12 protein-coding genes are annotated in these 15,183 nt (G+C 57.6%); 10 read left to right on the top strand and 2 right to left on the bottom strand.

Annotated features, from left to right (window positions below; genetic code table 11):
- Positions 1 to 211: 211 nt before the first annotated feature.
- From BLS30_RS10825 to BLS30_RS10790, 8 genes are all read left to right on the top strand, one after another.
- The gene (locus tag BLS30_RS10825) at positions 212 to 1,966 is read left to right on the top strand and encodes a SulP family inorganic anion transporter (protein WP_090228756.1); all 1,755 of its coding nucleotides are present in this window, start codon (positions 212 to 214) and stop codon (positions 1,964 to 1,966) included.
- A 162-nt stretch (positions 1,967 to 2,128) separates the two neighbouring features.
- The gene (locus BLS30_RS10820) at positions 2,129 to 2,599 is read left to right on the top strand and encodes a CreA family protein (RefSeq protein WP_090229385.1); all 471 of its coding nucleotides are present in this window, start codon (positions 2,129 to 2,131) and stop codon (positions 2,597 to 2,599) included.
- Positions 2,600 to 2,699: 100 nt separating this feature from the next.
- Positions 2,700 to 3,647, top strand: coding sequence for a non-homologous end joining protein Ku (ku, locus tag BLS30_RS10815; protein ID WP_046479198.1), 948 nt, complete (start codon positions 2,700 to 2,702; stop codon positions 3,645 to 3,647).
- Complete coding sequence (ligD, locus tag BLS30_RS10810) at positions 3,644 to 6,124, top strand: DNA ligase D (RefSeq protein WP_090228753.1); 2,481 nt, start codon at positions 3,644 to 3,646, stop codon at positions 6,122 to 6,124. The genes ku and ligD overlap by 4 nt, the downstream gene beginning before the upstream one ends.
- 107 nt (positions 6,125 to 6,231) lie before the next feature.
- Positions 6,232 to 6,957, top strand: coding sequence for a VIT1/CCC1 transporter family protein (locus BLS30_RS10805; RefSeq protein WP_046479199.1), 726 nt, complete (start codon positions 6,232 to 6,234; stop codon positions 6,955 to 6,957).
- Between the two features lie 78 nt (positions 6,958 to 7,035).
- On the top strand, positions 7,036 to 7,986 hold the full coding sequence (locus BLS30_RS10800; protein WP_090229383.1) for a DnaJ C-terminal domain-containing protein: 951 nt from the start codon (positions 7,036 to 7,038) through the stop codon (positions 7,984 to 7,986).
- A 3-nt stretch (positions 7,987 to 7,989) separates the two neighbouring features.
- Complete coding sequence (locus BLS30_RS10795; protein WP_046479200.1) at positions 7,990 to 8,328, top strand: chaperone modulator CbpM; 339 nt, start codon at positions 7,990 to 7,992, stop codon at positions 8,326 to 8,328.
- A gap of 57 nt (positions 8,329 to 8,385) precedes the next feature.
- Positions 8,386 to 9,303 (top strand): ribokinase, encoded by a 918-nt coding sequence (locus BLS30_RS10790; RefSeq protein WP_090228750.1) that lies wholly within the window; start codon positions 8,386 to 8,388, stop codon positions 9,301 to 9,303.
- Positions 9,304 to 9,327: 24 nt separating this feature from the next.
- Here BLS30_RS10790 and mdoH read toward each other — a convergent pair whose 3' ends face one another.
- Positions 9,328 to 11,265 carry a glucans biosynthesis glucosyltransferase MdoH gene (gene mdoH, locus BLS30_RS10785; protein ID WP_052743883.1) on the bottom strand — a complete coding sequence of 646 codons (1,938 nt, stop codon included), beginning with the start codon at positions 11,263 to 11,265 and terminating at the stop codon, positions 9,328 to 9,330.
- Positions 11,262 to 12,887 (bottom strand): OpgD/OpgG family glucan biosynthesis protein, encoded by a 1,626-nt coding sequence (locus tag BLS30_RS10780; RefSeq protein WP_090228747.1) that lies wholly within the window; start codon positions 12,885 to 12,887, stop codon positions 11,262 to 11,264. The genes mdoH and BLS30_RS10780 overlap by 4 nt, the downstream gene beginning before the upstream one ends.
- 9 nt (positions 12,888 to 12,896) lie before the next feature.
- On the opposite strand from BLS30_RS10780, the gene BLS30_RS10775 reads away from it, so the two are divergent.
- Both BLS30_RS10775 and BLS30_RS10770 read left to right on the top strand, forming a co-directional pair.
- Complete coding sequence (locus BLS30_RS10775) at positions 12,897 to 14,405, top strand: OpgC family protein (RefSeq protein WP_090228745.1); 1,509 nt, start codon at positions 12,897 to 12,899, stop codon at positions 14,403 to 14,405.
- The gene (locus tag BLS30_RS10770) at positions 14,309 to 15,178 is read left to right on the top strand and encodes an SGNH/GDSL hydrolase family protein (RefSeq protein ID WP_090228742.1); all 870 of its coding nucleotides are present in this window, start codon (positions 14,309 to 14,311) and stop codon (positions 15,176 to 15,178) included. The genes BLS30_RS10775 and BLS30_RS10770 overlap by 97 nt, the downstream gene beginning before the upstream one ends.
- Positions 15,179 to 15,183: the final 5 nt, after the last annotated feature.

Below are 15,183 nucleotides of genomic sequence, written 5' to 3'. Positions count from 1 at the left end.
TACTAAGACGGCTGCTGCCACCGTTGCAGGCACCATAACGGTGCTTGATTTGGGGGAACGATGGGCGGCGCCAGCCCATGATTTTGCAGAGCGGGCGATCTCCACTCAGCCCGCGCTGCTCCCAGTTCATGGCTGGAGGCGGTCGCGCATCAATTCGTCCAATGGTCAAGCTCTCCGAACAAGCTCAATATGAGCGCGCTTACGAAATTACATGGGGAGCGACCGTGGGCCCTCACTGGACCCCCGGCCGGGTGCTGATTTGCAGAAATCTGTGCGTCCGCCGGAGCCGACGTTTGCCGAGCTCTTTACGCCGAAACTGATCACGGTGCTTCGCGAGGGCTATCACCTCGCGGATTTGCGCAATGATGCTATAGCTGGATTGACCGTCGCCATCGTCGCATTGCCGCTGTCGATGGCAATTGCGATTGCCTGCGGGCTAGATCCGGCTAAGGGGCTGTATACCGCTATCATCGGCGGTTTCATCATATCTGTCTTCGGTGGAAGCCGTTTTCAGATTGGCGGGCCCGCCGGCGCGTTCATTGTCCTTATTGCCACTATTGTCGAGCGGCACGGCTACGACGGGCTGGTGCTCGCCACGTTGATGGCCGGCCTCCTGATGATGGCGATCGGGTTCCTGCGGCTTGGAACCTACATCAAGTATATTCCGTATCCTGTCACGATCGGCTTCACGGCTGGCATCGCCGTGATCATCCTTTCGAGCCAGCTCAAAGAGTTTCTTGGGCTGGCTGTTGAAAAGGAACCTGCAGCTCTTATTCCCAAACTCGAAGTTCTCGTTGGAGCGCTGCCAACGTGGAATTCGGCTGCCGCTGCCGTCGCCGTTTTATCCATCGCGTTGATCTCGTTTGTTCGAAGAGTGCGGCCAACGTGGCCGGCATTCCTGATCGCGGTCGTGGCTGGTTCTGTACTGGCCTACGTATTCCAGCTTGATATCGCCACGATTGGTACACGGTTCGGTGGGGTACCCTCCACGCTGCCCGAACCCGCGTTGCCCGCCTTTAGTTTTGAAAAGGTGCGCGCCGTCCTTCCTGACGCCATCGCAATTGCTTTGCTCGGCGCTATCGAGTCGCTTCTGTCCGCTGTCGTTGCCGACGGGATGACTGGGCGCCGCCATAGATCGAATTGCGAACTCGTGGCGCAAGGCGGGGCAAATATGGCATCGGTTGTCTTTAGCGGCATGCCCGCAACGGGGACGATTGCGCGTACGGCGACGAATGTGAGGTCTGGAGCCAAGGGCCCGCTCGCCGGGGTGTTCCACTCCGTCTATCTTCTTCTATTCATGGCCGTGGCCGCCCCATTGGCGTCATACATACCCCTCGCGACCTTGAGCGCGGTGCTCGTGGTCGTCGCCTGGAACATGGCCGAGCGAGAGGAGTTCATTGCCCTCATCAAATCCTCGACGGGGGATCGCCTGATCCTTCTTGCCACCTTCCTGTTGACGGTCTTTGAAGACCTCACCATGGCAATAGGTGTCGGCGTTGTCCTAGGAGCCTTCCAGTTCCTGCATCGCATGGCCGAGTCCACTCGGGTCGACAGCGAAATCCCCTTGGTCCCCGAGGATGTCGCCGACGATGTGGGATCCACCCGCACCTCTTACGAACCATCACAGATGGGACGCGACGTGATCGTCTATCGGGTTCGCGGAGCGCTGTTCTTCGGAGCAACAACCGCCGTCAGCAGCGTTCTCGACCGTATCGGATCGACGCCGAAGCTGTTCGTGCTCGATCTTACGGAGGTGCCGCTGGTGGACAGTACGGCAGCGAACGCACTTAAACGCTTTGCCAGCAAACTCCAGTCTGCGGGCGCCACGGTTTATCTGACAGGAGCTTCAAAAAGCGTGCGGCGTTCGCTCTTGCGCGACGGCTTGCGCCGGCCGTTGGTGCGGTACGCAAAGGATGTGGAGACAGCGTTGGCTTATACGCAAACAGAAAATGTGGAGTTGGGCTGACCGCTTCTCGCAATCTGGCGGGAACGAACTATGTCTCAAGACGTTGATTGCTGCCGCATAGCTCGGTTGGTCGTCGGCACGCGTTCCCGAGATCACCAAGCGTCATCGAGAGGCCCGCTGTTGCGTATCCTTATTCTCCTTTCAATATATGCCACCATCGTTATGGGAACCGGCAACGCTCAAGCCGACGATGAGCCGGAGCTCATCTTCAAAAAGACAACCGTCTGGAAGTTCCTGTCGCCGGACCATAAACTCGCGACGTATGCGATCGACGACCCAGATGTTCAGGGCGTGACATGCTATTTCACGGTGCCGGAAAAGGGTGGATGGACCGGATGGCTCGGCGTCGCCGAACAACTATCGGATGCCTCCCTTTCCTGCCGTCAGGTGGGCCCTGTCACATTCACCCGGCAACTGGAGCAAGGAGCGGAAGCCTTCCGCCAGCGGCGCTCCCTCTTCTTCAAAAAGATGCGCCTCGTTAGAGGCTGCGACGCGCGAAGAAACGTGTTGGTTTACGTAATTTATACGGACAAATTGATCGAGGGCAGCCCGAAGAACTCCACGTCCTCGGTGCCAATCATGCCCTGGGGCACGTCACAGCCGACGCGTTGCGCCGACTGGATCAAGGACTAAAATCGTCGGGAAGTGCACGACACGCATGAGGACACGGAACCAGTCCTGAAAAGCCGCGTTTCAGGTTAATACAGACCGTTTGTAACGCGTAGGGTTTGAAATGGTTGCGGTCCGCACATTTTGGAAAGGGCACATGCGCCTTGCGCTGGTGACCATCCCCATCAGGCTGGTCAGCGCGATATCGTCCGAAGAAAAGATATCATTCCATCAAGTGGACCGCAAAACGAAGCAGCGGATCCGATACAAAAAGGTAGCCGGAGAGGGTGGGCGCGAAGTCCCCTCACAGGACATCTCCTACGGTTATGAAGTCGAGCCCGGCAACTATGTGTTGTTTGACAACGACGAGCTTGACGCGCTGAAGCTTTCCTCGCGCCATACGATCGAGTTGACGGAGTTCGTGGACGCGTTCTCGATCAATCCGCTCTATTTCGACCGGCCTTATTATATCCTTCCGGACGGCGAGGTGGCGGAAGAGGGTTATTGCGTAATTCGCGACGCGCTTCAGAGCGCAAAAAAATGCGGAATTGGGCAGATCGCCATGCGCGGCAAGGAAAACCTTATCGCTCTCATGCCGGCCGGAAACGGGCTCATGCTCGAGACCCTTCGTTATGACAGCGATGTGCGCGACGCGGATGACATCTTTTCCGGACTCGGAACGCAGAAATTTCGGCCTGGCCTGATTGATATGGCGAAGCAGCTCATTGAAGAGCGGTCGACCGAGTTTGATCCCAGCGCCTACAAAGATCATTACGCCGAAACGGTTCGAGAGTTCGTCAAAGAAAAGCTCGCTGGCGGCGAAACGGTTGCGGTCAGTAGTGGCGAAGAAGCGGCCACCGGTGCGGGTACCGTCATCGACTTCATGGAGGCACTCAAGCGCTCGGTCGAGAAGGCTCCTGCCAAAAAGGGCGGTCGGTCAGAGCCGAAACGCGCGGCGGCAGCCTCGACAAAGCGCGATCCCGTAAAGCGATCCAAAGCACCTGAGAAATCAGCTGGCCGAGGCTCTTCCGGCTCAAAGGGCCGATCCGCAACGACGAAGAAAAAAGCGTGACCTCCCGCACCAAAACCCAAGCCCTGCGGCTCAATACGTATGCGGCCAAGCGCGACTTTAAAAGAACACCGGAGCCGCCTCCGACCCGGGGAACTGCACGAAACAAGTCCCAGTCTCATATCTTCGTTGTCCAGCACCACATCGCCCGCCGCGATCATTTCGATCTGCGCCTCGAGATCGATGGAACGCTCAAAAGCTGGGCGGTCACGCGGGGGCCGAGCGCACTCCCTGGAACACGCCGCCTTGCCGTACGGACGGAAGATCATCCTCTGGATTATGCGAGCTTTGAGGGCGTTATCCCGGAAAAATCCTATGGTGCGGGCACCGTCATGCTGTGGGATCACGGCACTTGGTCAGGTGCTTCCGACAAAGAAATGCTACACAACCTCACGCAAGGTCATCTCAAATTCACCCTGCACGGTGCACGCATCCGCGGACGGTGGGCACTCGTGCGCATGGGGCACGAAGGACAGCGCGAAAACTGGCTGCTCGTCAAAGACCGGGACGCTTATGCGGAAGATGACGACAGCCTTGCCGCGCGCTATTCAACCAGCGTTGTTTCGGGACGGTCGATGGACGAAATCGCGGAGGGGCGAGCCTCCTACCGTCAGGCTTCTTCGAGCAGGAAAACGACATCCCTTCTCAAGTTTATCCCGCCGATGTTGTGCACGTTGGCCGACAAGGTGCCCGAGGGTCGCGACTGGCTCTACGAGATGAAATACGACGGCTACCGTACGGAACTCATCACAGGAAACGGCGCGGCGCGACTGTTCACTCGCAACGGCCATGACTGGACAGATCGATTTCCCGACATCGCCGAAGCAGCCGCGACGATTCCTCCTGCAATCCTGGATGGGGAAGTCGTCGTATTCGACGCGCATGGGCTCTCTGATTTCGGCGCGCTTGCCGCCGCGCTTGGCTCTGGGCCTAAAGCTCCGATGACCTTTATCGCCTTCGACGTTCTGCGAACAGGCAAGCGTGACGTGAGGGGCCAATCTCTGAGTAAACGCAAAGCGCATTTGGACACGCTACTGGCCACCTTCGGAAAGCCGGAACTCATTCGGATCGCACCCACCTTGCAAGGAAGCGGCCCCAAGCTTCTGGAAAGGATCGCGAAATCGGGAGGCGAAGGCATCATCGCGAAACGCGCGGGATCGACCTACCGCTCTGGGCGCTCGAAGTCATGGCTTAAGATCAAAGCAATTGCTCGAGAGGATGCGGTCGTCATTGGCTTCACGCCGTCGAGCGCCGGCCGGCCCTTCGCTTCGCTTGCTGTCGCGCAGTCTGATGGCGACAGGCTGCGTTATTGGGGGCGCGTTGGCACCGGGTTTAGCGCGCGGACGGATAATGAGTTGGGCGCGAAGCTTTCCAGACTCGTACGCCCATCACCGCCAGAGGGCTTGGAAGGTTTGGATCTTGTTCCTAAAAAGGTGCGTTGGGTTGCCCCGGAACTCAGGATCGCTGTTCAGCATCGCGGAAAGACGGTCAACGGATTGTTGCGAGCTGCGCGTTATGTTGGCTTGCGCGAAGATCTTTCCAGCGGCAAATCCCATCGATCTAGCTTGCGAGGGTCGCCCGTGCCAAGTCCGTCACGCCAAACGGTTAGCAGGGATACCAAGATGCCCTTGACGCATGGCTCTCGCGTCATATTCCCAAAGGTGGGCCTGACCAAACGTGACCTCGCCGACTACTATGCCGAGGCTGCGGATCTCATCCTCCCGCATCTGGAAAACCGACCCATCAGCGTTGTACGCGCGCCGGACGGTATCGATGGTGAAACTTTCTTCCAACGCCATCCCATGAAGGCCATGAAAGCCGGGATCATCAGAGTTCCGGACCCCGCTAAATCACATCCCGACTATATGGCCCTCGACGGCAGTCCCGGTCTTGCGACCGTCGTGCAATTTGGTGGCATCGAACTTCACGGATGGGGGGCGAGGCTTCCCGACCTTAATGCCCCCGACCGCATGGTCTTCGACCTCGATCCGGATGGTGAGGTCTCCTTTGCTACAGTGCGGGACAGCGCCTTTCTCGTGAAGGAGGTGTTGTCCAGCGCCGGGCTCAAGAGCTTTGCAATGGCCACCGGCGGCAAAGGCGTTCACGTCGTCGTCCCGCTCAATCGCACACAGACTTGGGACGATATATCCGGGTTCGCCTCTGGCTTAGCGCGGCGGCTTGCTAAGCTCGAGCCGGGTTCGTTTGTCGCCACGGCGAGCAAGTCGCGACGCAAGGGTCGCATCTTTATCGATTGGCTGCGTAACAAAGCGATGGCGACGGCAATTGTGCCTTATTCGGTTCGAGCGCGAGATGTGGCGTCAATCGCTTGTCCGATTTCATGGTCAGCGCTGAAGGGCCTGGAGAGCGCCAAACCGTACACTGTTAAGACTATCCGCCTTTCAGGCCGTCAGCCGTGGGCTGGATATTTCAATGTGGATCAGGCGATTGCGCCGCGCGCGCTGGAAATGATGACGTCTTGATCCTTTGTGAAGATATAGGCTCCAATACAGTTCATCGGGTCATACTGTTTCATCGCGTCTGTCGTCCTTCTGATCGGCAACGCCTTTCCATAGGGAGCTGCGGATCAATGGCACCAATACTGGAACACGGGCATACGCCTTCCGAAATTCGTCGGCGTCTCGCTTCCGGTGCGCAGGTTAGCTACACGCGTGACTGGGTCTATGGCGGCATTGATGGAACGGTCACGACCTTTGCTGTTGTTGCCGGTGTTTCAGGGGCGGAGCTGTCCAGCCAGATTATTCTGATCCTCGGCACGGCGAACCTTCTGGCCGATGGTTTTTCGATGGCGGCGGCCAACTATAGCGGCACCAAGACGGAGTTGGACGAATACGAGCGCTTCCAACGCATGGAAGAACGCCACATCAAACTTGCTCCAGATGGAGAACGAGAGGAAATTCGGCAAATATTCCAAGCAAAGGGGTTTGAGGGTGCGGATCTCGAACGAGCCGTTGAAATCACCACGGCGACGAAAGAGCGTTGGGTCCAAACTATGTTGACGGAAGAACACGGGCTGCCTCTGGCGAAGCGGTCTCCCCTACGCGCGGCCGTGTATACCTTCTCCGCATTCGTCGTCTGCGGCCTCCTACCTCTCATTCCCTTCATATTCGGTTTTCATGCCGGTCTGTTCATCGCCACGATTTTCAGCGGGCTGGCATTCATATTGATCGGGTCCCTCAAAAGCCTATGGTCCGCCCGCAGTTGGTGGCGCTCAGGGCTGGAAACATTGGTTATCGGCCTCGCCGCAGCGGCCCTATCTTATTTGGTTGGGCATCTCCTCAGAGGTTTGGCTTGACCATATCTGGAACCGAGGCATTGACGCCACCAAAACGCCTTGGCCATCATCCTGGCGTTTCTTTGGTCAGAGGGTGCGATGGAGTTTAAGGACTATTACAAGATCCTTGGGGTTGAGCGTGACGCGTCCCAAGACGAGGTCAAACGGGTTTATCGTAAGCTCGCACGCAAATATCATCCCGACATCAACAAAGAAGCTAACGCGGAAGCGAAGTTCAAAGAGGTCGGGGAAGCTTACGAGGTCCTTGGCGACGCTGAAAAACGCGCCGCCTATGACCAGCTTGGCTCCGGATATACTCCCGGCCAGGACTTCAGACCGCCACCGAACTGGGATACCGGTTTTGAGTATTCCGGACGCAAAGCGGACGGCGCTGACCACGACTTTAGCGACTTTTTCGAAAGCCTGTTTGGCGGCATGCGCGCTCGCCGCAGCGGTTTTTCAACGCGCACCCAATTTCACTCGCGCGGTGAGGACCACCATGCCCGGGTTGTTATCGACCTTCACGACGCGCTTGAGGGGGCAACGCGGACCCTGACACTAAGGGTGCCCCACGTCGACGAAACGGGACATGTTTCCGTTCAGGATCGAACACTCAACGTCAAGATTCCCAAGGGCGTGACGGAGGGCCAACAAATCCGTCTCAAAGGGCAAGGGACGCCTGGAGTCGGAGGTGGAACGGCAGGCGATCTTTATCTGACGATCGAATTCGCGCCGGATCGGCTCTACCGCGTCGATGGTCGGGACATCTATCTTGATCTGCCGGTTGCGCCCTGGGAAGCTGCGTTGGGCGCTACGGTCAAAACACCAACGCCGGGCGGTCCTGTTAACTTGAAGATTCCGGCGGGTTCCGCGCAGGGGCGTAAACTTCGCGTTAAGGGCCGCGGGATCCCGTCCCACCCGCCTGGGGACTTTTACGCCGTTTTGCGGATCGCCTTACCTCCAGCCGATACGGAGGAGGCCAAGGAAGCCTACCGGGATATGGAACGCCGCTTGAAGTTTGATCCGCGCGCAACATTTGGAGGCTTGTGAACCATGGCCGAAAAGCAAAGTTCCGTTCACACTGCCGAACTCGTCAGTTCGACGACACGCTTGACGATTACCGAGATCTGTCAGTCGTGTAATGTTGATCGGACGTGGATTTCAGAGCTTGTAAGTGAAGGCGTTCTCGAACCCGAAGGACGCTCCGAAGGTGAATGGCGATTTGCGGCCTTTACCGTGAGCCGCGTCGCGACGGCCCGACGCCTCGAACGCGATTTCAATCTCAACATCCCAGGCATCGCTCTGGCGCTCGAACTTCTCGACGAGATTGAGGGATTGCGCGCACGCCTGCGCGCTCTGGAGATACCTTCCGAGGAACCCGAGGACCAGTGATCGCGTCTTTCTCCCACTGTCACCGCAATAACATCGGTTCCCCATGGGCCTGAGCATATGACGATACTGGTGGTCGGCAACTGTGTCGTCGATCGTTCCTACAAAGTGGATCGATTGCCGCGGCCCGGGGAAACAATGATCGCGCGGGAGGCGCGCATTGATTTCGGTGGTAAGGGCCTCAATCAAGCTGTCAGCGCAGCGCGTACGGGCGCGCCTGTCGCGTTTGCAACAGCCGTGGGAGATGATGTTTACGGTCGGGAAATCGTAGACTTGCTGCGGCGTGAAACGATCGATGTCGGACCGACACACATCAGACCCGGACCAACGGACGAAGCTGCGATTTTCGTGCTCCCAGATGGAGATAACTCGATCATCGCGTCGACACATTCGGCGCAGCATGCCGGGCCCGATATCGGCCTGAAAGCGATGGATCGGCTAAAGCCTGGCGATTGGCTGGTAATGCAGGGAAACATCGATCGGGCGACAACCGCGGCTACGCTCGAAGCAGCGCGGGCGAAGAATGCTCGCATCGCGGTCAATCCTTCGCCTATCCTTTTCGACTACGAAGGGCTTTGGCCGCTTATAGACTTGGCTTTCGTCAATGCCATTGAGCTGGCGGACCTATCCGGCCTCTCAGAGCCCAACGCAGCTGCAGCGCGATTGATTGAACTCGGATGCGACACGGTTGTTGCGACGCTTGGCTCCGCAGGTGCCCGGCTTTACGCGCGAGGCCGTTCAGAGCCGTGGACCGCGCAGCCACCTGCTGTGAAGGCTATTGATGCCACCGGTGCGGGCGACGCCTTCTGCGGTGTTTTCGTGGGTTCACTTGCGCGTGGGTTATCCCCCGAAGCTGCCCTCTCCGTTGGGGTCCATTGCGCTTCTTTGAGCGTAACGCGGCAAGGCAGCCTGGCCGCCCTACCGACCCGCGAAGAAATTTCCGCGACGGCGCGCGAGTTCGCCACCACGCCGGGATGACAAACTCACGCTTGAACCCATTCCTCAGGTCAAGGGGGCAGGTGCACCGGGTAAGGGTGTAACGCTCACCTCTTTCGTCTTCGTGTCCGTTCTTGCTGGAGACTCGCAAAATCGTCTCCACCGAGCGGCCCGCGTTTCCACCCTACTCACGATATCCGGGACCTTTAAATCTTCGTCGGTGGCGAGCATCAGTGAAATTGACGGCAACGAACATCGGGATGTCAGCCACGTCACCCACGGGGCCAAGATCAGGCCGAGCACGACAGGCGCCATCCAAGCCAGAAGCCACCACGATACGCTTACCGAAATCGCAGCCAGCACTAAGCCGATCATGACGTGCCGCACGTGAAACCGGATTGCCTCCGCAAGGGTAACGCCATCAGCGTCGCGCCGTTGCGCCGCCCAACCGCTATCCCGACCACGTATGATTTCAACGATAGCTTGTAGATGCGTCATCAAAAGGATCGGTGCCAGCAGAACCGATAGGATGACCTCAACGACGGTGCCGGCAATGGTTTGCAACGCAGACGCCACTGATCTCCGCGTCGTAAGAAGCCAGTTCACAAGGCCCAGCGCCTTAGGAAGGAAGAGCGCGCTGACTGTCATAACAAGAACAGTCACGGCATCGCCTGTTACCAGTTCATCCACGTTGGCCATGTTGGCTTCGTCACCCGTGAGAAACGGGAGGGAGAGCGCCATGCCGACGAGCATCAAGGCAACCCAGAAAGCCGAAACGAGATAGCCATATGCGCCCATGAACAGGTGCACACGGCTGGTCAACGTCAGCCCGCGTACCGTGATCAGGCCCAGATGCTGCAAGTTGCCCTGGACCCAACGCCGGTCGCGGATCGCCATGTCGATCAGCGTGGGCGGACTGGATTCATAGCTGCCGGTGAGCTGAGGCGCCATGTACACGGCCCAGCCAGCCCGGCGCAGCAGAGCTGCTTCAACAAAGTCATGACTTTGGATGTGCCCGCCGAAAGGAGGCGCGCCATCGAGCTTCGGGAGGCCTGCGTATTTGGCGAACGGCCGCGTCCGAATGATAGCGTTGTGCCCCCAGTAGTTTGCCGACTGACCCGACCAAGCTGAAAGCCCCCGCGCCAAGATCGGCCCATAGGCCGCGTTCGCAAACTGCTGCAAACGCGCAAAGGTCGTCGTACTGGAAATGAGCTTGGGCACGGTCTGGATGAGCCCGGCGTGAGGGTTGTGTTCCATTGCTGCCGCGAGCCGAACCAGCGTTTCTGCTGACATGACGCTGTCGGCGTCAAAGATCACAAACTGCTCAAATTCGCCGCCATGCCGCACGATCCAGTCCTGGATGTTGCCGGCCTTCTTGCCGACATTCTCCTCGCGATAGCGATAGAAAACCTCCATCCGGCTGGCGACTATTCTCTTCAAAATCTCAAATGTTTCGACCTCAAGATCGCGATCTTGACCCGGCCGCGTGTCGCTCAGGACGAACACAGAAAACTTGTCGCCATGGCCCCGGTCCGCAAGGTCTTTGGCCAATTCTTCAATAGTCGCCGCGATCCGCGCAGGGCTTTCGTGGTAGATTGGAAAAAGTAGTGCTGTTTTTGTTGCGAGCGGCGTATCCGCAGATGGAATGACCGGTATGGCGGGCGCCGCACCGAAACGCATCAGGATGAAACCAAGCAATGCCGCAGACGTGCCGACACTCACCCACACAAAGCAAGATGTCGCAAGAAAGATGAAAACCCCTTCCCACACGTTGATACCGGACGGCGCCAAGGCGCCATAAAGCCAGTAGGCAAAAAATGCGGTCATCATCAGCGTCGCGGCAGTCACGGTAAGCCGTGCCGCCCACGTCGTCGCCGGCGAAGTTCCTAGCTTGGGTTCGGTATCACGCTCCGCGCGATCCCAAAGCTCCTGCGGAGGCATGAAAACCCCGGCATCAGGAGGAACTTTTGGAGGCGGTAGAGGAAACAGCCTAGCTGTAATCATTGATGCATGCCTTTCGTCCAACGGTACAGCCAAGTTTCCGATCCGCCTTGCAGGGCTGATAAAGCCACGCGCAATTCGGCGGTCTCGCTTGCTCCGGGATAAAACTTGAACGCAACGCGCAACGTGCCGGACTCTCGATTCACCTGAACTTGGGGTTTGCTGAGGCGGCCTTCGCTTGTTTGCATGGTTGGCAAAATTTCAACTCGGTCGCTCTCGCCTTCGATGCCGTCATACTCAATGACAAACTGCACAGCGCCTTCGCTGCGATCCGAACCGATGCTAAGCCCGGCCATTGTGCGCATGATGCGGACTTTGGGACCAATGTCGCGGAAGGTATCTGGCCACGATAATCTGTAAGCCAGCCGATATGCTTTGCCTGGGGCAAGTGCCTCGTCAGGCCGCCAGAACGCGACGATGTTGTCGTTGGCTTCGGTTTCCGTTGGCAGCTCTACGAGTACGACGCTACCGCGCCCCCAATCGCTCTTGGGCTCAACCCAAACGCTCGGCCGTAAATGGTATTTGGCTTCGAGGTCCTGGTAGGCTGCGAATTTACGTTCGCGCTGTTCAAGACCGAACCCTTTGGGACCATCATCCTGAAACATGCTTACTTCGATTTGTCGCGGATTAGAAAGTGGGCGCCACAGATACTCGCCGCTGCCGTTGTGGATGGTCAGACCATCGGAGTCGTGCACGGATGGGCGAAAGTCACTGACGCGGGTACGATCGCTGCTGGAGACGAGATACATGCTCGTCAGTGGGGCCAATCCGATTTGTGAGATCTCTGTACGAGGAAAAAGTGTCGCCTCGATGTCGATGACCGTTGTGTCGCCCGGATCAATCTTGAACAGGTAGGCACCCGCCACGGACCTACTCTCTAATAGCGCATGCACCACCAATTTATTGGCATGAGGCTCAGGCCGCTCGATCCAGAACTTTGTAAAACGCGGGAACTCTTCGCCACCAATAGCGCCGGTACGCAAGGCAAGCCCACGCGCAGAAATGCCATAAACTTGTCCACGCGACAAAGCTCGGAAATAACTCGCGCCCTGGAAAACGATAATTTCATCGCTCACGTCAGGACTATTCAGCGGGCCGTTAATTCGAAACCCTGAAAGGGGAACTCCTTTTGAGAAAGCTGCGACTTTCTTCAATGTTCCCCAATCGAACATATCCGGATCGGCGCGCACGGGGGTTGAAACACCGTTGTCTACAAGAGCCAGCTCAACCTCTTCGTTGTGTATCCACGCGGTGGGCAAAAGTTGCAGCCGGTACTTGCCGACCTTGTCGAGCTGTATCGCTGCTTCAGGACGAAATCTCGCCATTCGATATTCGTCATACGTCCCCGCCAACTCCTTTGCCGGGTCGTGATCGCGCGGCGGGGGTGCGACATATGGTTCGCTGGCGAGCGCTTTGGCTTCTTGGATGACGGCGTCCTGACTGAAGTGGGCAATTGGCCTCTTCAATGCCGGGGGCAGCGCTTCCGCTGCGACCGCGTGCACCTTCACCAAGCCTGCGACAGAAGCGCCCAGGATCAGTAGTAAGCTGCGAATTCCGCTGCCCTTTCTGAAGGTTCTGGACGCAGTCTTTTGACCGTCGAATTTTGCAAAATCGAAGAGTGTCATGATCCACAGATGTTTGTGATTGGCGCGAACTCAACGCAATTCACCGCGTTTGGTTCCTCCGCTGCTGAGTTCAACCCACCAGGTTCTCAGGGGAGGCTTCTCGAGTCTGCGTCATGGAACGCGCACCGGCGCGCTTCCGCCGGTCCGCATCGGACATGCGCCCCGAACGGACATCGCTCGTCTGACGACTCAGAGAGTATGCGCGCATGGTGGCAAAAGCTTGCCGTCGCGACGCAGGTCGGGAACCCCGCCGTCTCACCCGCCATTTTAGAGCTAAGGAAACGCCCGAATCGTTACCTAAGAGCGGGGTACCTCACCGTGAAGGCCGCAACTGCTGGAAATATATCGCTTATGCAAAAGAGTCAGGCACCCGTACAAAAACGCGACGTGCGCATCGATTTTTTTCGAGGCCTCGCCTTACTTTTTATTTTCGTCGACCACATTCCCGGGAATTGGCTGGCGGATCTAACTATGCGTAATTTCGGTTTCGCAGATGCTGCAGAAGTTTTTGTATTTCTCGCTGGTTTTTCCGCTCTGCTCGCTTACAGCAAGACCTTCGAAAAGGAGGGCTTCCGCTCCGGGACTTCGCGTGTCGGGCGTCGCATCTTCGACCTATATGTTTGGCACATCGGAACGGTTGTAGTCAGCTTGCTGCTCCTTAGCGCGGCAGCGCTTTTCTTTTCGCAGCCCAACTATCTGAACCACATCGGCCTGCAGTATTTCATCAACTACCCTTCGCATGCGATTCCCCAGGCTGCGGTGCTCTACTATCAGCAAAACATGCTGAACATTCTGCCGCTATACATCCTTCTTCTGGCGTGGTTCCCCGTTATGTATTGGCTGCTGCGCCGTTCGCACGCACTCGTACTTATTATATCCGCTGCGATCTGGCTGGCTGCTTATGCCGGAGGGCTGGGATTGCCGGGGCATCCGGTGTGGGGCTGGTTCTTTAACCCCTTCGCTTGGCAGCTCCTGCTGACTTTGGGTGCAGTGGCTGCAGACCGGGTACGCAGAAATATGCCGCTCTATGAAGCCGTTCTGCTTCCGCCGGCGGCCGCCTATGCGCTCTTTGCGTGCCTACTTGTTGCGCCTTGGACCCGAATCCCCGGGCTGGAAAGCACGCGTCTTCTGCCGGGCGATCTACTTGGAGCGATTGATAAGACGAATTTATCACCTCTTCGCATCTTGCACATTGTCGCGCTCGGGTACATTGTCGCCGCTTGTGTCCCGGCGTCAGCGCGTTGGCTGACGTCACCGGGCGCAGGGGTCATTTCACGTTGCGGTCAACATTCACTAGAAGTCTTCTGTCTCGGCACGCTCTTGTCGTTCAGCGGATGGGTGGTGATGCAGGAAGCTGGGACTGACCTCACTACGCAAATTGCTGTGAATACAATAGGTATCTCTGTATTGGGTGTTACCGCATGGTATCTCGCGCAACGCAAGCTGGGGCGCAGTGTCGGGCTCGTTTGGCCCTCCGTTCCGCTTTTCAATCGTGTTTTGCTGCCGCCATCGCGCTGATGGCGGTCGGGTATGTGTCGTCAGCGCAAGCTCAAGCAGCCCAAACTGCAACATCTCCTCCAAAGAAAGCCTGTAAGGCACCCAATGAGCTGGTTCATCTGGACTGGCCCATGCCGCGCCTGACCGCCGCTTTTCGGAAGGGAGAAGTCATCCGTATCGTCGCGCTTGGTTCGTCCAGCACACAGGGTGCAGGGGCATCCAGCAAGGCAGCCTCTTACCCGTCGCGCCTTCTGGTCGAGTTGCAACATCGTTTTCCAGAACACAAGTTCGAAGTCGTTAACTTGGGGATCGGGGGACAGCTTGCACGCGATATGCTCGCGCGGATCGCGAGCGCGGTGCTACCGTTGGACCCGGACCTCGTCATCTGGCAAACCGGCGTGAACGATGCGATCCGAGGCGTAAAAATCAGCGAATTTCAATCTACAGTGGATGCTGGTCTAGACCTCATGCAAAAGCATGGGATCGATGTGGTTCTGCTCAATCATCAATACTATCCGGGTGCGGCGCGACTCCCTAATTTCCCGAGCTATTTGCGCATCATGAAAGCGATTTCCACCGAGCGAAAAATCCCTTTGCTGCGTCGTTACGAAATCATGCAGCACATGGTCACTTCGTCACAATTTTCGGTCGAAGAGCTTCTTGCGCCAGACAAGTTCCACCTGAACGACACGTCATATCGTTGCTTGGGCGAGGTTATGGCTGATGCATTGGCGGAGGAACTAACAACTGTTGCCTCTAGAGCCGGGCTGCGGACTCACGTGAGCGGACCATAGTTGGC

This window comes from Filomicrobium insigne, from assembly GCF_900104305.1.
In the GTDB taxonomy this organism is placed as follows: Bacteria; Pseudomonadota; Alphaproteobacteria; order Rhizobiales; family Hyphomicrobiaceae; genus Filomicrobium; species Filomicrobium insigne.
Note: the sequence above shows the minus strand (reverse complement) of the source record. Positions and strands in the feature narration are given on the sequence as shown.